This is a genomic window from Variovorax sp. V35, assembly GCF_041154465.1.
Classification (GTDB): Bacteria; Pseudomonadota; Gammaproteobacteria; order Burkholderiales; family Burkholderiaceae_C; genus Variovorax; species Variovorax boronicumulans.
In genome coordinates this window covers 97,017-116,232 of sequence record NZ_AP028666.1, presented here as the reverse complement: position 1 = coordinate 116,232, position 19,216 = coordinate 97,017, and the positions used below count along the sequence as shown (strand labels likewise).

General features: G+C 69.5%; 18 protein-coding genes. 13 read left to right on the top strand and 5 right to left on the bottom strand.

Annotated elements, in window-relative coordinates:
* Positions 1-265: 265 nt before the first annotated feature.
* Positions 266-1,213, bottom strand: a complete 948-nt coding sequence (locus tag ACAM42_RS00555) for a helix-turn-helix transcriptional regulator (protein ID WP_070061393.1) — start codon at positions 1,211-1,213, stop codon at positions 266-268.
* Between the two features lie 168 nt (positions 1,214-1,381).
* Between ACAM42_RS00555 and ACAM42_RS00550 the strand changes: the two genes are divergently transcribed.
* The 9 genes from ACAM42_RS00550 (at position 1,382) to ACAM42_RS00510 (ending at position 10,409) form a co-directional block, all read left to right on the top strand.
* On the top strand, positions 1,382-1,876 hold the full coding sequence (locus ACAM42_RS00550; protein WP_369630806.1) for a DUF4863 family protein: 495 nt from the start codon (positions 1,382-1,384) through the stop codon (positions 1,874-1,876).
* Positions 1,873-3,423 (top strand): 3,4-dehydroadipyl-CoA semialdehyde dehydrogenase, encoded by a 1,551-nt coding sequence (locus ACAM42_RS00545; protein WP_369630805.1) that lies wholly within the window; start codon positions 1,873-1,875, stop codon positions 3,421-3,423. Before ACAM42_RS00550 ends, ACAM42_RS00545 begins: the two co-directional genes overlap by 4 nt.
* A gap of 30 nt (positions 3,424-3,453) precedes the next feature.
* Complete coding sequence (locus ACAM42_RS00540; protein ID WP_369630804.1) at positions 3,454-5,007, top strand: benzoate-CoA ligase family protein; 1,554 nt, start codon at positions 3,454-3,456, stop codon at positions 5,005-5,007.
* A complete protein-coding gene (locus ACAM42_RS00535) occupies positions 5,004-5,828 on the top strand; it encodes an alpha/beta fold hydrolase (protein WP_369630803.1) in 825 nt (274 codons plus the stop codon). The genes ACAM42_RS00540 and ACAM42_RS00535 overlap by 4 nt, the downstream gene beginning before the upstream one ends.
* Positions 5,825-7,000 (top strand): ABC transporter substrate-binding protein, encoded by a 1,176-nt coding sequence (locus ACAM42_RS00530; protein WP_139703460.1) that lies wholly within the window; start codon positions 5,825-5,827, stop codon positions 6,998-7,000. The genes ACAM42_RS00535 and ACAM42_RS00530 overlap by 4 nt, the downstream gene beginning before the upstream one ends.
* Before the next feature lie 106 nt (positions 7,001-7,106).
* Positions 7,107-7,979: a branched-chain amino acid ABC transporter permease gene (locus tag ACAM42_RS00525; RefSeq protein ID WP_062470301.1), complete on the top strand. Its 873-nt coding sequence runs from the start codon at positions 7,107-7,109 to the stop codon at positions 7,977-7,979.
* Positions 7,976-8,959: a branched-chain amino acid ABC transporter permease gene (locus ACAM42_RS00520; RefSeq protein WP_369630802.1), complete on the top strand. Its 984-nt coding sequence runs from the start codon at positions 7,976-7,978 to the stop codon at positions 8,957-8,959. The genes ACAM42_RS00525 and ACAM42_RS00520 overlap by 4 nt, the downstream gene beginning before the upstream one ends.
* On the top strand, positions 8,956-9,708 hold the full coding sequence (locus tag ACAM42_RS00515) for an ABC transporter ATP-binding protein (protein ID WP_369630801.1): 753 nt from the start codon (positions 8,956-8,958) through the stop codon (positions 9,706-9,708). Before ACAM42_RS00520 ends, ACAM42_RS00515 begins: the two co-directional genes overlap by 4 nt.
* Complete coding sequence (locus ACAM42_RS00510) at positions 9,708-10,409, top strand: ABC transporter ATP-binding protein (protein WP_369630800.1); 702 nt, start codon at positions 9,708-9,710, stop codon at positions 10,407-10,409. Before ACAM42_RS00515 ends, ACAM42_RS00510 begins: the two co-directional genes overlap by 1 nt.
* Before the next feature lie 16 nt (positions 10,410-10,425).
* Here the strand turns inward: ACAM42_RS00510 and ACAM42_RS00505 are convergent, their stop codons facing one another.
* Positions 10,426-11,337 (bottom strand): LysR substrate-binding domain-containing protein, encoded by a 912-nt coding sequence (locus ACAM42_RS00505; RefSeq protein WP_369630799.1) that lies wholly within the window; start codon positions 11,335-11,337, stop codon positions 10,426-10,428.
* Between the two features lie 107 nt (positions 11,338-11,444).
* Here ACAM42_RS00505 and ACAM42_RS00500 point away from each other — a divergent pair, with 107 nt between their 5' ends.
* The 3 genes from ACAM42_RS00500 (at position 11,445) to ACAM42_RS00490 (ending at position 14,555) form a co-directional block, all read left to right on the top strand.
* On the top strand, positions 11,445-12,185 hold the full coding sequence (locus tag ACAM42_RS00500) for an SDR family NAD(P)-dependent oxidoreductase (RefSeq protein WP_369630798.1): 741 nt from the start codon (positions 11,445-11,447) through the stop codon (positions 12,183-12,185).
* 31 nt (positions 12,186-12,216) lie between these two features.
* Positions 12,217-12,441 carry a 4-oxalocrotonate tautomerase family protein gene (locus ACAM42_RS00495; protein WP_139703453.1) on the top strand — a complete coding sequence of 75 codons (225 nt, stop codon included), beginning with the start codon at positions 12,217-12,219 and terminating at the stop codon, positions 12,439-12,441.
* Between the two features lie 161 nt (positions 12,442-12,602).
* The gene (locus ACAM42_RS00490) at positions 12,603-14,555 is read left to right on the top strand and encodes a sigma-54-dependent Fis family transcriptional regulator (protein WP_369630797.1); all 1,953 of its coding nucleotides are present in this window, start codon (positions 12,603-12,605) and stop codon (positions 14,553-14,555) included.
* Here the strand turns inward: ACAM42_RS00490 and ACAM42_RS00485 are convergent.
* Positions 14,552-15,766 (bottom strand): glycosyltransferase, encoded by a 1,215-nt coding sequence (locus tag ACAM42_RS00485; protein ID WP_369630796.1) that lies wholly within the window; start codon positions 15,764-15,766, stop codon positions 14,552-14,554. The genes ACAM42_RS00490 and ACAM42_RS00485 overlap by 4 nt on opposite strands.
* Positions 15,763-16,410 (bottom strand): TetR/AcrR family transcriptional regulator, encoded by a 648-nt coding sequence (locus tag ACAM42_RS00480; RefSeq protein ID WP_369630795.1) that lies wholly within the window; start codon positions 16,408-16,410, stop codon positions 15,763-15,765. The genes ACAM42_RS00485 and ACAM42_RS00480 overlap by 4 nt, the downstream gene beginning before the upstream one ends.
* A gap of 231 nt (positions 16,411-16,641) precedes the next feature.
* Here ACAM42_RS00480 and ACAM42_RS00475 point away from each other — a divergent pair, with 231 nt between their 5' ends.
* Positions 16,642-18,456 (top strand): NAD(P)-binding domain-containing protein, encoded by a 1,815-nt coding sequence (locus ACAM42_RS00475; RefSeq protein ID WP_369630794.1) that lies wholly within the window; start codon positions 16,642-16,644, stop codon positions 18,454-18,456.
* Positions 18,457-18,496: 40 nt separating this feature from the next.
* Here ACAM42_RS00475 and ACAM42_RS00470 read toward each other — a convergent pair whose 3' ends face one another.
* Positions 18,497-19,207, bottom strand: a complete 711-nt coding sequence (locus tag ACAM42_RS00470; RefSeq protein WP_062470280.1) for a Crp/Fnr family transcriptional regulator — start codon at positions 19,205-19,207, stop codon at positions 18,497-18,499.
* Between the last annotated feature and the right edge of the window lie 9 nt (positions 19,208-19,216).

The following is a 19,216-nucleotide window of genomic DNA, read 5'->3' as shown; positions in this document are numbered from 1 at the left end:
CGGGTACTTCCCTCCGCGAATGTCCCCCGGGCTTCGCCCTCCTCCTTGATTTCGCTGCGGGAAGCACCCAGTGCCCTGCGCACGGGGCACGCGGTCGGGTCACGGCCGATCAACCACCGCTCTGAAACGCTCACGCCGATGGGGTGCCTTGCGCAGCGAAATCAAGGAGGAGGCCGCAGGCCGGGGGACATTCGCGGAGCAAGGTACCCCGTCGGCGGGAGCGTCGCCCTGAACAGCGAACGCCCCAACGCCAGCAAGCGGAAACTCAGGCCAACCCCATCGACTGCCGGGCGACCGCACGCAGCGCCTGGAAGCTCTGCGGCAACGTCTTCCCACTGGTATCGACCGACAGATCGGCCTTCGAATAGAAGGCAGCGCGCCCGTTCAGGATGCGCCGCAGGTCTTCCATGGCCTCCTTGCTGGCCGCCATCGGGCGGGTGTCGCCCTGCGCGGCCACGCGGCCCATGTGCTCCTCGGGCGCGGCCTGCAGCCACACGGTGGTGCAGTGCGCGAGCAGCTCGTTGAAGGTGGCCGGGTCGGACACGATGCCGCCGGGCGTGGCAATGACCACCTCGCTGTAGATCTGCACCGCCTCTTCCAGCGCGCGGCGCTCGTAGCGGCGGTAGGCGTTGGTGCCGTACAGGTCGTGGATTTCGCGCACGCTGCAGCCCGCCAGCTTCTCGATCTCGCGGCTCAGCTCGATGAACGGAATTTCGAGGTCTTCGGCCAGCATCTGGCCCAGCGTCGACTTGCCCGCGCCGCGCAGCCCCACCAGCGCGATGCGCCGGTGCCGCGCCGGGTCGACCGAGGCCGTGCCCAGCATCTCGCCGAGCGCCACGCGCACGCGGCGCAGGTCGGCCTCGCTGCGGTGCTCCAGCAGTTCGCGGATCAGCAGCCACTCGGGCGAGCTGGTCGTCACATCGCCCACCAGCTCGGCCAGCGAACAATGCAGCGCCCCGGCCACCTGCTGCAGCACCAGGATCGATGCGTTGCCGATGCCGTATTCCAGGTTCGCCAGGTGGCGCTCCGACACGTCGGCCGCCAGGGCCACCGCCTTGCGCGTGAGGCCCCGCTGCGCGCGCAGGTTGCGCACGCGGTCGCCCAGTGCCACCAGCAGCGGGTTCTTGGCCTCCCCGGCCACGGCGGCGCCGTGGTTGTTGCCGGTGCCGCCCTCGGGCGCGGTGGCCAGCACCGCGTCTACATGCTCGTTCATGCCATTCCTCGTTCTTCGCCGGGATTGTGCGCGCTCAGGGTAAACACCATATATGCACTATATTGCTTGACACCTGTTGTCTCGCTGCTTATTGTTCGATCACACGCAAGATACTGCACACGCAGACTTCCTGCAAGAAGTCGATAGTTCATCCGTTCGAGGCCCACGATGTCCGACACCCCCACGCCCGCCACCGGCAAGGCGGCATTTCACCAGCTGATCGCCGACCTGACCGCCGAGATCGCCGGCCAGCCGCTGGACGCCGCGCTCGACCAGTGGCTCAACGCCACCCACGGCGCCGGCAGCGCCCGTTTTGCGCAACTGCGCCAGGCCTGCATCGGCGGCGTCGCCGAGGGCTGGCTGTGCGACCGCGAAGGCGGCGGCATCAAGTACGGCCGCGTCTTCAAGGCCGAGGACGCGCTGCATCGCTTCTCGGTCGACGTGGTCGACATGCAGGACCTCGCCGGCCCGCACCACACGCATCCGAACGGCGAGATCGACCTGATCATGCCGCTGGACGGCACCCCCGCCGCCACCTTCGACGGGCGGCCCGCGGGCTGGTGCGTCTACGGGCCCGGCACCGCACACCGCCCGACCGTGGCCCAAGGCCGCGCGCTCGTCCTGTACCTCCTGCCCGAAGGGCAGATCAAGTTCACTTCATGACCGACCTTCTCGCCAACCACGTCGCCGGCCGCTGGCAAAGCGGCACGGGCGCCGGCACGCCCCTGTTCGACCCGGTGCTCGGCACCGAACTCGCGCGCGTCGACGCCACCGGCCTCGACCTGCCCGAGGCCTTTGCCTTTGCACGCGAACAAGGCGGCCGCGCGCTGCGCGCCCTCACCTACCGCCAGCGCGCCGGCCTGCTCGCCGCGCTCGTGAAGGTGCTGCAGGCGAACCGCGACGCGTACTACGAGATCGCCACCGCGAACTGCGGCACGGTGAAGAACGACTCGGCCGTCGACATCGACGGCGCGATCTTCACGCTCGGCCAGTACGCCAAGTGGGGCGATGCGCTCGGCGACGTGCGCGCGCTGCGCGACGGCGAGGCCGTGAAGCTCGGCAAGGAGCCCGTGTTCCAGTCGCAGCACCTGCAGGTGCCGACGCACGGCGTGGCGCTGTTCATCAACGCCTTCAACTTCCCCTCGTGGGGCCTGTGGGAAAAGGCCGCGCCCGCGCTGCTGTCGGGCGTGCCCGTGATCGTCAAGCCCGCCACGGCCACCGCCTGGCTCACGCAGCGCATGGTGAAAGACGTGGTCGATGCGGGCGTGCTGCCGGCCGGCGCGCTGTCGGTCATCTGCGGCAGCTCGGCCGGCCTGATGGACCAGCTGCAGCCCTTCGACGTGGTCTCGTTCACCGGCTCGGCCGAGACGGCCGCCGTGATCCGTTCGCACCCGGCCGTGGCCGCGCGCTCGGTGCGCGTGAACATCGAGGCCGACAGCCTCAACAGCGCCCTGCTGCTGCCCGGCGCCGCGCCCGGCAGCGAGGCCTTCAACCTGCTCGTGCGCGAAGTGGTGCGCGAGATGACGGTGAAGTCGGGCCAGAAGTGCACCGCCATCCGCCGCATCCTCGTGCCGGCCGAGGTGTACGACGCCGCCGCCGAAGCCATCGGCGCGAAGCTCGCGGGCGTCACGGTCGGCAACCCGCGCAACGAGGGCGTGCGCATGGGCTCGCTCGTGAGCCGCGCTCAGCTGAACGCGGTGCGCGACGGCCTCGACGCGCTGGCCGCGCAGACCACCGTGCTGCACGACAGCAGCAACAAGCCCCTCATCGACGCCGACCCCGCCGTGGCCGCCTGCATCGGCCCCGTGCTGCTGGGCGCGCGCGACGCCGACGCGGCGCAGCGCGTGCACGACGTCGAAGTGTTCGGCCCCGTCGCCACGCTGCTGCCCTACAACGACCTGGCACACGGCATCGCGCTCGCGCACCGTGGCCAGGGTTCGCTCGTCACCTCGCTGTATGGCAGCGACGATGCCGCGCTCGCCCAGGCTGCGCTGTCGGTCGCGCCGAGCCATGGCCGCGTGCACGTCATCACGCCCGAGGTGGCGCAGGCCCACACCGGCCACGGCAACGTGATGCCGATGTCGCTGCACGGCGGCCCCGGCCGCGCGGGTGGCGGCGCCGAGCTGGGCGGCCTGCGCGCGCTCGATTTCTATCACCGCAGGAGCGCGGTGCAGGCGAGCCCCGGCGTGCTCGCCGCCCTCGGCCTCTAGCGCCACGCACAGGCCCCAAGGAGACACACGATGAACAGCAGCCTGCCCGCACGATTCAACTTTGCCGAACACCTGTTCGCCCTCAACCGCGGCCGCGCCGCACGCACCGCCTACATCGACGACCGCGGCACGCTGGGCTACGGCCAGCTCGAAGACCGCGCGCGCCGCCTGGCCGCCGCGCTGAAGGCCGCGGGCATCCGCCGCGAAGAGCGCGTGCTGCTGCTCATGCTCGACGGCAACGACTGGCCCGTGAGCTTCCTGGGCTGCCTCTACGCGGGCATCGTGCCGGTGGCCGTGAACACGCTGCTCACGCCCGACGACTACGCCTACATGCTCGACCACAGCCGCGCGCAGGCGGTGCTGGTGTCGGGTGCGCTGCTGCCGACCCTGCAGGATGCGATGGCGCGCGGCGGCCATGAAGTGCAGACGCTGTTCGTGTCGCAACCGACGGGCCCGCTGCCCGAAGGCGCGCAAGAGTTCGAGGCTGCGCTCGCCGCCGCCAAGCCCCTGCCCGCCCCCGCGCCCACCGCGTCGGACGACCCGGGCTTCTGGCTCTATTCCTCCGGCTCCACCGGCAAGCCCAAGGGCACGGTGCACACGCACGCCAACCTGTGGTGGACCGCCGAGCTCTACGGCAAGCCCGTGCTCGGCCTCACCGAAGGCGACGTGTGCTTCTCGGCCGCCAAGATGTACTTCGCGTACGGCCTGGGCAATGCGCTGACCTTCCCGCTGTCGGTGGGCGCCACCGTCGTGCTGATGGCCGAGCGGCCCACGCCCGACGCCACCTTCCGTCGCTGGACCGAGCACAAGCCGACCGTGTTCTTCGGCGCGCCCACGGGCTTCGCGGGCATGCTCGCCTCGCCGAAGCTGCCGGCGCGCGAGGCCGTGGCGCTGCGCATGTGCTCGTCGGCCGGCGAGGCGCTGCCCGGCGAGATCGCGCAGCGTTTCAAGGCGCACTTCGGCTGCGAGATCATCGACGGCATCGGCTCGACCGAGATGCTGCACATCTTCATCTCCAACCGCCCCGGCGACGTGCGCTACGGCACCACGGGCAAGCCGGTGGACGGCTACGAGGTCGAGCTGCGCGGCGAGGACGGCCGCCCCGTGCCCGACGGCGAGGTGGGCGACCTGTACATCCGCGGCCCGAGCTCGGCACTGATGTACTGGTGCAACCGCGAGAAATCGCGCGACACCTTCCAGGGCGGCTGGACCAAGAGCGGCGACAAGTACACGCGCGACGCCGACGGCTACTTCACGTACGCCGGGCGCAGCGACGACATGCTCAAGGTCAGCGGCATCTACGTCTCGCCCTTCGAGGTCGAGGCCACGCTGATGCAGCACCCGGCCGTGCTCGAGGCCGCGGTCATCGGCAAGGACGACGCCGACGGGCTCACGAAGACCAAGGCCTTCGTCGTGCTGAAGGACGGCGCCGCCGCCACCGAGGACGAGCTCAAGGCCTTCGTGAAGGAACGCCTGGCGCCCTACAAGTACCCGCGCTTTCTGGAGTTCGTGAGCGAGCTGCCGAAGACGGCCACCGGCAAGATCCAGCGCTTCCGGCTGCGCGAACGCGAGAAGCAGGCATGAGCACGCCGACGGTTGCCACCGACTTCGCCACCATCGACTGGCGCGGGCGCACCGTGCGCATCGAGTGCCGGTGGATCGCCCCCGAACGCGGCGCCGACACCCCGCTCATCGTCTTCCTGCACGAGGGCCTGGGCTCCGTCGCGATGTGGAAGGACTTCCCCGCCCAGGTCTGCGAAGCCGCCGGCGCGCGCGGACTCGTGTTCTCGCGTCCCGGTTACGGGCGCTCCACGCCGCGCGCCGAAGACGAGATCTGGGACGTCGACTTCATGCACCGCCAGGCGCACGAGGTGCTGCCCGCGCTGTTCGCCGCGCTGAAGCTCGGCGACGAGAAGCCGTGGCTCTTCGGCCACAGCGACGGCGGCTCGATCTCGCTGCTGTACGCCTCGCGCTTTTCCGACAAGGTCGCGGGCCTCGTGGTGCTCGCGCCGCACATCTTCGTGGAAGACAAGACCGTCGCGAACATCGAGATTGCGCGCACCGCCTACCGCACGAGCGACCTGCCCGCCAAGCTCGGCCGCTACCACGACAGCGCCGACTCGGCCTTCTGGGGCTGGAACCGCATCTGGCTGCACCCGCCCTTTCGCGACTGGAACATCGAGGCCGAGCTGGCCACCATCCGCTGCCCCGTGCTTGCGGTGCAGGGCATCGACGACGCGTACGGCACGCTCGCGCAGATCCGCGACATCGCACCGCGCGTCGGTGGGATTTGCGAGCTGCTCGAAATCCCTGAATGCGGGCATTCCCCGCATCGCGATCAGCCGGATCGTGTCATCGTCGCGACCGCTTCTTTCATCACCAACAACAGGAGACAGACACCATGACGAACCTTCGCACCGCGCGCCTGGCGCTCACGGCCATCGCCCTCGCCGCCCTGGCCTCCGCGGCCGGCGCACAGGGCACGGCAAAGCTCAAGGTCGGCCTCATGCTGCCCTACAGCGGTACCTACACCGCCCTGGGCGTGGCCATTGAAAACGGCTTCAAGCTCTACGTGGAACAGCAGGGCGGCAAGCTCGCCGGCCGCGAGATCGAATACTTCAAGGTCGACGACGAGTCCGACCCGGCCAAGGCCACCGACAACGTCAACAAGCTCATCAAGCGCGACAACGTCGACGTGATCGTGGGTACCGTGCACTCGGGCGTCGCCATGGCCATGGCCAAGGCCGCCAAGGAAAGCGGCACCGTGCTCATCGTGCCGAACGCCGGCGCCGACGCGGTGACGGGCCCCATGTGCGCGCCCAACATCTTCCGCAGCTCCTTCAGCAACTGGCAGCCGGCGTTCGCCATGGGCGAAGTGGCGGCCAAGCAGCAGGGCAAGAAGAAGGTCATGACCATCACCTGGAAGTACGCGGCCGGTGAAGAGTCGGTCAACGGCTTCAAGGAAGGCTTCGAGAAGAACGGCGGCAAGGTCGACAAGCAGCTCACCCTGCCCTTCCCCAACGTGGAGTTCCAGGCCCTGCTGACCGAGATCGCCGCGGCCAAGCCCGATGCGGTGTACGCCTTCTTCGCGGGCGGCGGCGCGGTGAAGTTCGTCAAGGACTACCAGGCCGCCGGCCTGAACAAGACCATCCCGCTGTACGGCCCCGGCTTCCTGACCGACGGCACGCTCGACGCGCAGGGCGAGTCGGCGCAAGGCATGCTCACCACGCTGCACTACGCCGACGGCCTGAACACCCCGCGCGACAACGCCTTCCGCGTGGCGTATGCCAAGTCGTTCAAGCTGCAGCCCGACGTGTACGCGGTGCAGGGCTACGACGCCGCGCAGATGCTGGGCGTGGGCCTGAATGCCACCAAGGGCGACATCTCGAAGAAGGCCGAGTTCACGGGCGCGATCGAGAAGGCGAAGATCGACAGCCCGCGCGGCACCTTCACGGTGAGCAAGTCGCACAACCCGGTGCAGGACATCTACCTGCGCAAGGTCGAGGGCAAGGAAAACAAGCTGGTGAGCACCGCGATCAAGGGCCTGTCCGATCCGGCTCGCGGCTGCCGGATGTAAGCAGGGCCACGGGCCTTCGGTTCTCTCTCGTTCCCTCGCGGCCCCCGATCAAGTTCACGGGGCTGCGAGCCGCCTTGCGGCAACCACAACCAACTGGGATCACACGGTGGATTTCGGAACCTTCTTGGTGCAGTGCCTGAACTCCGTTCAGTACGGCCTGCTGCTCTTTCTCGTGGCCTCGGGGCTGACGCTGATCTTCGGGATCATGGGCGTCATCAACCTCGCCCACGGGAGCTTCTACATGATCGGCGCCTACATGGCGTTCTCGCTGGCGCCGCTGTTCGGCGACCAGTTCCTGCTGATGCTGGTGGCCGGCGTGGTGCTGGCCGCGATCTTCGGCTACGTGCTGGAGTGGGCCTTCTTCAGCTACCTCTACCAGCGCGACCACCTGCAGCAGGTGCTCATGACCTACGGGCTCATCCTGGTGTTCGAGGAACTGCGCTCCATCTTCGTGGGCAACGACGTGCACGGCGTGAAGGTGCCCGCGTGGCTGGACGGCAGCTTCGCGCTGGGCAATGTCATGAGCTACCCGTGGTATCGCCTGTTTGCCTCGGCCGCCTGCATCGTGCTGGCCGTGGGCCTGTACTACGTGGTGAACCGCACGCGCCTGGGCATGATGATCCGCGCCGGCGCCAGCAACCGCGACATGGTGCGCGGCCTGGGCATCGACGTGAAGCGGCTGTACCGCATCGTGTTCGCGGCCGGCGTGGCGCTGGCGGCGCTGGCCGGCATGATCGCCGCGCCGATGTCCTCGGTGTACCCGAACATGGGCGCCAGCGTGCTCATCATCTGCTTCGTGCTGGTGGTGATCGGCGGCATCGGCTCGATCACGGGGGCGCTCGTGGCCTCGCTGCTGGTGGGCTTCGTCGACACCTTCGGCAAGGTGTTCTTCGCCGACCTGGCGGGCATCGGCATCTACCTGCTGATGGCCATCGTGCTGATCTGGAAGCCCGAAGGCTTGATGGGGAGGCGGCCATGAGCCCCGTGGTTGCGTCCGCACCTTCGTCGCCGCGGCGTGGTGCCTTCATCGTGCCCGTGCTGTGCGCCATCGCGCTCGCCGTGGCCGGCCCGCTGCTGGGCAACTACGCGTCGGACTTCATCGTCAAGGTGATGATTTTGTCGATCTTCGCGCTCAGCCTGGAGTTGCTGGTGGGCATGACCGGGCTCGTGAGCCTGGGCCATGCGGCCTTCTACGGCATCGGCGCCTACGTCACCGTGCTGGCCTCGGGCAACGACGGCGGCAACTTCGCGCTGCTGCTGGTGCTGTCGATGGGCGCGGCGGCGCTGTATGCGCTGTTCGTGGGCGCGCTGAGCCTGCGCACGCGCGGCGTGTACTTCATCATGGTCACGCTGGCCTTTGCGCAGATGGCCTTCTTCGTGTTCCACGACACCAAGGTCGGCGGCGGCAGCGACGGCATCTACCTGTACGTGCGACCGGCCCTCGGCGCGCTCGACATGGAGAACCGCACGGTGCTGTTCTACGTGGTGCTGGCGGCGCTGGTGTTCACCTACGGCCTGCTGGCGCTCATCCGCCGCTCGCGCTTCGGCGCCGCGCTCGCGGGCATCCGCGTGAACGAGCAGCGCATGCGCGCGGCGGGCTTCGCGGTGTACGGCTACAAGCTCGCGGCCTTCGTGCTCGCGGGCGCGCTGGCCGGGCTCGCGGGCTTTCTGCTGGCCTCGCGCGACGGCGTGGTCAACCCCGAGCTGATGGCCTGGCACAACTCCGGCGAGGTGCTGCTGATGGTGATCCTGGGCGGCCTCGGCCACCTGCGCGGCGCGGTGATCGGCGCCGTGGCCTTCACGCTGCTCAAGGAAATCTTCTCCACCCACGCCGTGATGGGCCCGCTGGCCGACCACTGGCAGCTCACGCTGGGCATCGCCATCATCGTGTTCGTGGCGCTGCTGCCCAAGGGCCTGATCGGCCTGGTGCAGCGCCTGTCGCCGAAGGGAGGCGCATGACCACCGCACTGCTGTCCGTGGACAAGCTCACGCGCCGCTTCGGCGGCCTCACGGCCGTCAACGCCGTCACGCTCGACCTGCACATCGGCGAAGTCCATGCGGTGATCGGCACCAACGGCGCCGGCAAGTCGACGCTCATCAATATGCTCTCGGGCGAGATCGAGGCCTCCGAAGGCCGCATCGCCCTGGACGGCGTGGACATCACCGCGCGCGCGCAGTCGCGCCGCGCCCGCGACGGTGTGGGCCGCAGCTACCAGCGCACCACCATCTTCCCGGAGTTCACGGTGCACGAGAACTGCCGCCTCGCCGCGCAGGCCGCCACGGCAAAACCGTGGGCGATCTGGCAGTCGTCGCAGCGCTGCGCCACCAGCAACGCCTCGGCCGACGCCGCGCTCGAAGCGGCGGGCCTCGCGGCCGAAGCCCGGCGCGTCGCCAGCACGCTGAGCCACGGCGCGCAGCGCCAGCTCGAAGTGGCGATGTGCCTGGCCACCCACCCGCGCGTGCTGCTGCTGGACGAACCGCTCGCCGGCATGGGCGCGGAAGAAACCGACCGCATGCTCACGCTGCTCGCGCGGCTGAAAGCCACGCACGCCATCCTGCTGGTGGAGCACGACATGGACGCCGTGTTCCGCATCGCCGACCGCATCACCGTGATGGTGAACGGCACCGTCATCGCCACGGGCGACCCGACGTCGATCCGCGAGAACCCCGAGGTCCGCACGGCCTACCTCGGCGAGGAGCAACACTGATGCTGATCGTTCGCGACCTCAACACCTACTACGGCAACAGCCACATCCTGCGCGGCGTGCACGCCGGCATTCCGGCGGCGACCTCCGTCGGCCTGCTCGGGCGCAACGGCATGGGCAAGACCACGCTGATCCGCACCATCATGGGCTACGTGCGCCCCGCGTCAGGCGAGGTGCAGGTCGACGGCCGCACCGTCACCGGCCTGCCGCCCGAGAAGATGGCACGCCTGGGCATCGGCTACGTGCCCGAGGGGCGCGGCATCTTCCCGAACCTGTCGGTGCGCGAGAACCTCGTGATGAGCGAACGCGCCGGCATCGACGGCCAGCGCGCCTGGACCTTCGACCGCGTGATGGCCACCTTCCCGCGCCTGTCGGAACGGCTCACGCACGGCGGCCAGCAGCTGTCGGGCGGCGAGCAGCAGATGCTCTCCATCGGCCGCGCGCTCATGACCAACCCGCGCCTGCTGATCCTCGACGAAGCCACCGAAGGCCTTGCGCCGCTGATCGTGGCCGAGATCTGGCGCGTGATCAGCGAAATCCGTGCGACGGGCATCGCCACGCTGATCGTCGACCGCGACTACCGCAAGGTGCTCGCGCACACGGACCTGGCGGTGGTAATGGAGAAGGGGCAGATCGTGCGGCATGGAGCGTCGGCCGATCTGCTGGCGGAGCCGACGGTGCTGGAGGAACTGCTGGGCGTGTGAGCATGCGTGGCGTGCGTCACCCGGTCCGCTGCGCCATCAGGAAATCGATGAACACCCGCATGCGCAGCGGCACGTGGCGCCCGTCCGGGTACAGCAGCGTGTAGGGCCGCGAACGGCCCGCAAAGGGCTTCAGCACCTCGACGAGCGAGCCGTCCGCCAGTTCCTTCTCCACGACGAAGCGGTAGGTCTGGAACAGCCCAGCGCCGCTTTTCGCGAGCGTGACGCCTCCGAGCACGTCGTCGGAGCAGCTGTAGGCGCCGTCCGCGAACACTTCGCGGTCCTTGCCGTTCTCCTTGAAGAGCCACGAAATGCGGCGGCCGCTACTGGGCAGCTCGAACTGGATGCACTCGTGCGCGGCGAGCTCGTCCAGCGTGCGCGGCGTGCCGGCCTTCCTCAGGTATTTGCGCGTGGCGACCACGACCAGGTCCGCATCCTCGAGGTGCCGCGCGATCAGCGTGGAGTCGGGCTGGGCCCGCACGCGCACCGCCATGTCGTAGCCCTCTTCCACGAAATCGATGTTGCGGTTGCTCAGGTGCACGTGCAGCCGGATGTCGGGAAAGCGTTCGCGAAACGCCGGCAGCAAGGGCAGGATGCGGTGGTGGCCGTAGGTGGTCGGCACGCTGATGCGCAGCGTGCCCGAAGGCAGCACCTGCTGGCCCATCACCTCGCGCTCGGCCTCGGCGAGCTGCGCCAGCGCCTGTTGGCACTGTGCAAAGTAGGAGCGGCCCGCGTCGGTGAGCCGCACGCTGCGCGTGGTGCGCACGAAAAGCCGCAATCCCAGCCGCTTCTCGAGCCGGGAGATCGATCGGCTCACGGCCGCGGGCGTCACGCCGGCCGCGAGTGCCGCCGAGGTGAAGCCGCCGCTCTCCGCCGCGAGGCAGAACAACTCGATGCTGCCCAGGAGGATGTCGCCGAACTGCCGCTGCATGGATTGATTACCTTGTGTATCAAGTGAAGTGCGAGTCTAGTGATTTATCTATTGATTCGTCATCAATACAGTTCTCCCCACGTCATCAACTTCCCTGGAGAACCGACATGCAGGACGACACATCCCCCACCGTGGTCATCACCGGCGCCTCGAGCGGCATCGGCCTGGGCCTTGCGCAGGCGTACCTCGCGCGCGGCTTCAACGTGGTCGCGAATGCGCGCACCGAAGAGCGGCTCGCAGCCGCCGCGAAGCAGCTCGGCAATCCGGCGCGTCTTCTCGGCGTCGCGGGCGACATCGGCCGCCGCGACACCGCGCAGCAGCTCGTCGACCGCACCGTGGCGCGCTTCGGCCAGGTCGACGTGCTCGTCAACAACGCGGGCATCTTCAACGCGAAGCCTTTCGTCGACTACACCGAAGACGACCTCGAGCAAATGGTCGCCACCAACCTCAAGGGCTTCGTCTACGCCTCGCAGGCCGCGGCAAAGCACATGGTCGCGCGCCGCCAGGGACACATCGTCAACATCACGGCGAGCATCGCGCTGCAGCCGAACCAGCAGGTGCCGGCCGTGTTGCCGGTGCTGATCAAGGGCGGCATCAATGCCGCGACGCGCGCGCTGGCGCTCGAACTCGCACCGCACAACGTCAAGGTGAATGCGGTGGCACCCGGCATCGTGGACACGCCGCTGTACACGCCCGAGCAGCACGGCTTCCTCAACGGCCTGGCGCCCGCCGGCCGCATCGCGACCGTGCAGGAGATCGCCGATGCGGTGCTCTACCTCACGAGCGCCGATTTCACGACCGGCGTCGTGCTGCCCGTGGATGGCGGCATGAGCACCGGCAAGTGGTAATCACCTCAGTCATTCACCCAAGGAGCACACCATGCCTTTCATCAACCTGAAGATCACCCGCGACGGCGTCACGCGCGAACAGAAAACCCAGGTCATTGCCGAGTTCACGGAAACGCTCGAACGGGTGCTGAAGAAGCCGCCGGAATGGACGCACATCGTGATCGAGGAAATCGACACCGACGACTGGGGCTTCGCGGGCCTGACGACCACCGAGTACCGCAAGCGGCTGGCCGACCGTGCGAAGCCGCCGCAGTGACGGAATGGCGCCGGATCGGGCCGCATTTCCCTCGATGTGAGGGGGAGTAACACGTCCGTTCCACCGGGTTTCACCTCTGTCCTGCGACAGCGCGACAGCCGAATCATGTCCGGCTGCGCAGCCCCTCCCCGTGCCGCGCCCACCCACGCACGAGGCTGCGCATGACGTCCCTGCAATCGCGCCACATCGACAACGTCTATTCGATCGCCACCGGCACGGCGTTGCGGGCCGATCCGGCAGCGAGCCTGGTGCACAAGTCGTGGGCGCGCTGCGTGCGCGACCACGGGCTCGATCCGTCGCGGCCGACGCCCGCGCGCATCCTGCCGGCGCAGGAGGTGCGCGTGCACCAGCAGCAGCTCGAGCACTTCCTGCGCGCCGCGCGCGCGGGCATGGAAGACATCTACCGCCGCGTGGCCGAGCTGGGCTACATGGTGCTGCTGACCGATGCCGAGGGCATCACGGTCGACTACATCGGCAACCCGGCCTGGGACGACCAGCTGCGCCGCGCCGGCCTGTACCTGGGCGCCGACTGGAACGAGGCGCACGCCGGCACCTGCGGCGTGGGCACCTGCCTCGTCGAGCGCCAGCCGATGACCTGCCACCAGACCGAGCACTTCGACGCCACGCACATCGCGCTCACCTGCACGACGGCGCCGCTGTTCGACCACAGCGGCAAGCTCACGGCCATCCTCGACGTGTCGGCCCTGCGCTCGCCCGAGGCGCGCGAGAGCCAGCACCTGGTGCGGCACCTGGTGTCGATCTACGCGCGGATGATCGAGGACGCCGACTTCCTGCGGCACTTTCGCGGCCACTGGATCCTGCGGCTGGGCAGCGCCTTCGGGCTGGTCGACGTGGCGGGCGAAGTGATGCTGGCCTTCGACGAGGGCGGCACGGTGGTGGGTGCCAACGGCGGTGCGCGCGAAGTCCTCTCGGGACGCCAGCAGCCACTGCTGGGCAGCGCGGTGTCGGAGTTGCTGCACCTGCCGATGGATGCGATCTGGCGCCTGGGCAACGGCGGCGCGTCGGCCCTTCCGTTCGCGCACACGGTGCTGCTGCCCGGCGGCGGCGAATACCACGCCTCGCTGATCGCACCGCGCCTGCGGCGCTCGCCGGCCACCGCGCCCTCATCGCCGGCGCCCCAGCCTTCGGACCGCCTGCCACCGCTCGAACGCATCGCGGGCGACGACGACCCCGCGATGCAGCAGCTGATCGCGCAGGCACGCCGGCTGGTGGACCGCGGCATCCATGTGCTGGTCGAGGGCGAGACCGGCAGCGGCAAGGAGGTGCTGGCGCGCGCGCTGCACGGCGCGAGCCGGCGCGCGGCGCTGCCCTTCGTGGCGGTGAACTGCGCGGCCATTCCCGATTCGCTGATCGAGAGCGAGCTCTTCGGCTACACGCCCGGCAGCTTCACGGGCGGCCGCGCCAAGGGCATGAAAGGGCTGATCGCGCAGGCCGACCGCGGCACGCTGTTTCTCGACGAGATCGGCGACATGCCGATGGCGCTGCAGACGCGTCTGCTGCGCGTGCTGTCCGAAGGCGAGGTGCTGCCGCTGGGCGCAGAATCGCCGCAGCGCGTGGACCTTGCGGTGGTGGCGGCCACGCACCGCGACCTGTCGGCGCTGGTCGCGGCCGGGCGCTTTCGCGAGGACCTGTACTACCGCCTGTGCGGCGCGGTGCTGAAGCTGCCGCCGCTGCGCGCGCGGCGCGACCGGCGCTACCTGATCGAGGCGATGTTCCATGAAGAGGCGGCGGCGATGGGCTCGACGGCGCGGCTGTCGGAGGCGGCGATGCTGCGGCTGATGGCGCATGACTGGCCGGGCAACCTGCGCGAGTTACGCAATGTGCTGCGGCTGGCGTTGGCGCTCTGCACAGGGGCGAGCATCACGCCCGAGGAGTTGCGTCTGGCGCCGCATCGGCCGTCACTCGATCACCGCGACGCCATGCCTTCCACGGTCGACGCTGAAGACAGCGCCGCCGACGCCACGCGCCTGCTCGATGCGCTGCAGCGCCACCGCTGGCATGTGGCGCGGGCCGCGCAGGCGCTCGGCATCAGCCGCGCCACGGCGTACCGCCACATGAAGCGCTTCGGCATCGTGGCGCCGCAGCGCGGCTAACGCCTCAGGATTCGCTCGATCGCGCGCACGGCCGTGCCCAGGCCGTCTTCCGCGCGCATGCGTTCGCCCAATGCCCGTGCCCGCGTGCGCACCTGCGGGTCGTGCGCGAAGGCGATGCCGCGCGCCAGGTCGTCGGCACCGAACCGGCCGCCGGCCACCGCAGGCGGCGCCACGCCCGCCTGCGCGAGGTGGTGCGCCCAGAACGCCTGGTCGCCCGCGAAGGGCACGACCACCGAGGGCACGCCCGCGCGCGCGGCCGAGTGGCTGGTGCCCGAGCCGCCGTGGTGCACCACCAGCGCCATCTGCGGAAACAGCCAGTCGTGTGGCGTGTCGCCGATGACGTGGAAGTTCGGCGGCAGCTGCCCTACTTCGAGTCCGCTCCATCCGGGGTGCAGCACCGCGCGCCGGCCGGCCATGCCGTCGACGAGGGCCGCGAGCAGCCGTGCCTTGTCGAAGCCCGTCATGCTGCCGAAGCCGATGTAGACGGGCGCCTCGCCGGCCGCGAGGAAGTCGCGCAGCGCCGCCGGCGGCTGCCAGTCGGGCGCGGGCGCGAGCCACTGCCCGCACACGGCGGCGTTGGCGGGCCAGTCGACGGGGCGCGGCAGCAGGCTCGGCGAATAGCCGTAGAGCGCGGGGTGCGTGGTCCACAGGCGGCGGCGCGGCGGCAGGCCGCAGACCTCGGCGCGCGCGGCATTCACGGCCGGCCGGAAGGCGCGCCAGAGCAGCCCGTTGACGAGGTGGTGGCTCGCGCGGTTCAAGAAGCGCGGCACGCGGGCGGGCGGCAGGAAGGGCGAGGCGAACGCGGCCGTCGGCGTGAGCGGGAACATGCCCGCGCCGATGGCCGGCACGCCCAGCGCCTCGGCCGCCGACAGGCCCACGAAGGCCGCGAGCCCCGCGCAGACGATCGCGTCGCAGCCCTGCGCGGCCTCGACGGTCTGGCGCAGCCAGGGCGTGGCGTTGGCATTGGCGATGTCCGCCAGCGCCTTCGCGGCGGCGGCCGGCTTGTCGCCCTGCGCGATGACGCCGCCGAGCGCCTGACGGATGTCGCCGGCCAGTGGCTGCGAGCGCACGCCGAGCCGTTCGGCCGCGCCGAGCGTGGTCGCGTCCGCCAGCAGCACCGACGCATGGCCCGCGTCGTCCAGCGCGCGGCACAGCGCGGCGAGCGGGCGGGCGTCGCCCTCGGTGCCGTAGGTGAGCACGGCGAGTTTCATGGGGTGCGCCTCCTTGCAGCGGGTGGCTTCGGGGCCATGCGCGCGCCGCCGACGAAGAGGTCGACGACCACAGCGAACTCGTCGCGCAGCACGAGGCCGGGCAGCGTGAGCCAACGCATCAGCGCGCCGAAGTACAGGTGGTGCAGCAGGCTCGCGAGGTGCGCGGCCGACACGTCGGTGCGCAGCGTGCCGGCCTGCTGGGCAGCGGCGATGAGCGCCTCGAACAGCCCCGACAGGTCGCGCGGCGTGCTGCGGTCGCCGCCGCCGAGCTCGCTCTCGATGTTGAGAAAACGAAAGCGGAAGTAGTCGAGCAGGTAGGCCCGGTAGCGCTCGGACCATTCGGCCGAGGCGTCGAGCAGGCCGGTGAGCTGCGCCGTGAAACCGGCCTTCGGGTCGATGGCCTCGTGCAGGCGCTGCGCATCGACCACGAGCTCGAGGTGCACCCAGTGCGCCAGGATCGCTTCCTTGGTCGGGAAGTGGTTGTAGAGCGTGCCCTTGGCCACGTCGGACTGCTGCGCGATCTGCTCCATGGTCGTCGCGTCGTAGCCCTGGGTTTCGAACAGGCGCATGGCGGTGGACGCGACGTGGTCGAGCGTCTGGGTGCGGCGGCGCTCGCGGCGGCCTGGCGGTTCTGGTTCGGTCACGGTTCGGGGCCCTTGAATTTGAACGTCGTCCAATTTTATACGTCGTTCAAATTCTCATGCATCGTCTCAGTCTCGGTGAGACAGCGACAGGTGCCTGCGACAAAACCACCACCAACCCCTTGATTCTTCGTCGCCCTCCGCACGGCACGAAAGCTGCGCCACGCCCTTCGCGTGCGCCTTGCCGCGCCGCGATTCGATTCGATTCGTTCAACGACACAACGGAGACATGCAATGACAGACCCGACCACCGGCCCCACCCGGGCCGCCGCCCAATGGCTGGCCGACTTCGCCGCCGCGCTCGCACGCGGCGACATCGATGCGGCCGTCTCGCTGTTCGAGGCCGACAGCTACTGGCGCGACCTCGTCGCCTTCACCTGGAACCTCCGCACGCAGGAAGGCGCGGGCGCCATCCGCGCGATGCTGCAGGCGCGCCTGGCCGACACGCAGCCCACGGCCTTCGCGCTCGAGGGCGAAGCGACCGAGGCCGACGGCGTGGTCGATGCGTGGTTCGGCTTCGAGACGCGCGTGGCGCGCGGACGCGGCCACCTGCGCTTGCGTTCACATGACGGCGGTGGCAAGGCCTGGACGCTGCTCACCACCATGACCGAGCTGAAGGGCTTCGAGGAAAAGACCGGCGACAACCGCATCAAGGGCGCCGAGCACGGCGTGCACAAGGGCCGCAAGAACTGGCTCGAGAAGCGCCGCGACGAAGAGGCCGCGCTGGGCTACACCGAGCAGCCCGAGGTGGTGATCATCGGCGGCGGCCAGGGCGGCATCGCGCTGGGGGCGCGGCTGCGACGGCTGGGCGTGCCGACGATCATCGTGGAGCGCAACGCCAAGGCCGGCGACTCCTGGCGCAAGCGCTACAAGTCGCTGTGCCTGCACGACCCGGTCTGGTACGACCACCTGCCCTACATGCCCTTCCCCGACGACTGGCCGGTGTTCGCGCCCAAGGACAAGATCGGCGACTGGCTCGAGATGTACACCAAGATCATGGAGCTCAACTACTGGAGCTCCACGAACGCGACCAAGGCGCGCTTCGACGAAGCCACGCAGCGTTGGGAGGTGCAGGTGGAGCGCGAGGGCAAGCCCGTGACGCTGCGCCCGAAGCAGCTGGTGTTCGCGCTCGGCGTGTCGGGCTACCCGAACGTGCCGAAGGTGGCGGGTGCCGAGAACTTCCTGGGCGACCAGCACCACTCCAGCCAGCACCCGGGGCCCGAGGCCTACGCGGGAAAGAAGTGCGTGGTGCTGGGCTCGAACAACTCGGCGCACGACATCTGCGCGGCGCTGTGGGAGCACGGCGCCGACGTGACGATGGTGCAGCGCTCGTCCACGCACATCGCGCCCTCGCAGTCGCTCATGGAGCTGGCACTGGGCGGGCTGTATTCCGAGCAGGCGGTGAAGAGCGGCATCGACCACCACAAGGGCGACCTCATCTTCGCTTCGGTGCCCTACAAGATCATGCACACCTTCCACATCCCGGTGTACGAGGAGATGAAGAAGCGCGACGCCGACCTGTATGCGCGGCTGGAAAAGGCCGGCTTCCTGCTCGACTTCGGCGTGGACGGCTCGGGCCTGTTCATGAAGTACCTGCGGCGCGGCTCGGGCTACTACATCGACGTGGGCGCCTCGGAGCTGGTGGCCAACGGCAGCATCCACCTCAAGAGCGGCGTGAACATCGAGCGCGTGAACGCGCGCTCGGTCACGCTCACCGACGGCACCGAGCTGCCGGCCGACCTGCTGGTGTACGCCACGGGCTACGGCTCGATGAACGGCTGGCTGGCCGACCTGATCTCGCCCGAGACCGCCGACAAGGTCGGCAAGTGCTGGGGCCTGGGCTCCGACACGCCGAAGGACCCGGGGCCGTGGGAGGGCGAGCTGCGCAACATGTGGAAGCCGACGCAGGTGCCCCAGCTGTGGTTCCACGGCGGCAACCTGCACCAGTCGCGCCACTACTCGCAGTTTTTGGCGCTGCAGCTGAAGGCGCGCATGGAAGGGATCGACACGCCGGTGTACGAGCTGGCGGCGTCGCACCACAAGCGCTGAGCGGCTGGCGCTTCCTCTCCCCTCGGGGAGAGGGAGTCATTCACTCCTGGATGAAGCGGCGCAAGCCTTCGAGGTCGGTCACGGTGATGCCGCCGTACTCGATGTGCAGGAACCCGGCCTCCTTCAGCCGGTTGAGCGCCGCGTTGCAGCGCTGGCGCGACACGCCCGACAGGTTGGCGATCTCTTCCTGCGAGGTCTGCAGGTGCGGCTCGCTGCCCGGGTGCAGCCAGGGGTGGAACAGGCCGGCCAGCGCGCGCGCCACCTGGCTGTCGGCGTCGAGCAGGCGGTGCGCGGCGTAGCTGCCCATGAACCAGTGCAGCCGCTCGTTGATCTGCTGCAGCAAAAAGTGATCGAAGCCGCGCTGCGTGCGGTGCAGCCACTCGAAGGTCTCCAGCGGCAGCTGCGCCACGCGGCTGGGCCGCAACGCGATGATGTCGGCCGAGCGCGGCACGGCGCGCAGCAGCGTGCCCTCGCCGAACCAGCTGCCCACCGACAGCCCGCCCAGCGTGACCGAGCGGCCGTCGCTGGAGGTGATCGACCACTTGAGCAGCCCTTCGAGCGTGCCGTACCAGTGCAGCGGCGTGTCGCCGCGCCGGCACAGCGCGGCACCGGCGGCCACCTCGACCTCGCGCATCTCGTCGAGCACGCGCTCGCCCGCGCCCACGTCGAGCAGCGGGAACCAGGCCGAGCCCTGCAGCAGCTGGGGAATGGTCAGGGAGGCCGCGGGGATCGCCGGCTTGGTCGAGGGCATGCTGTCTTT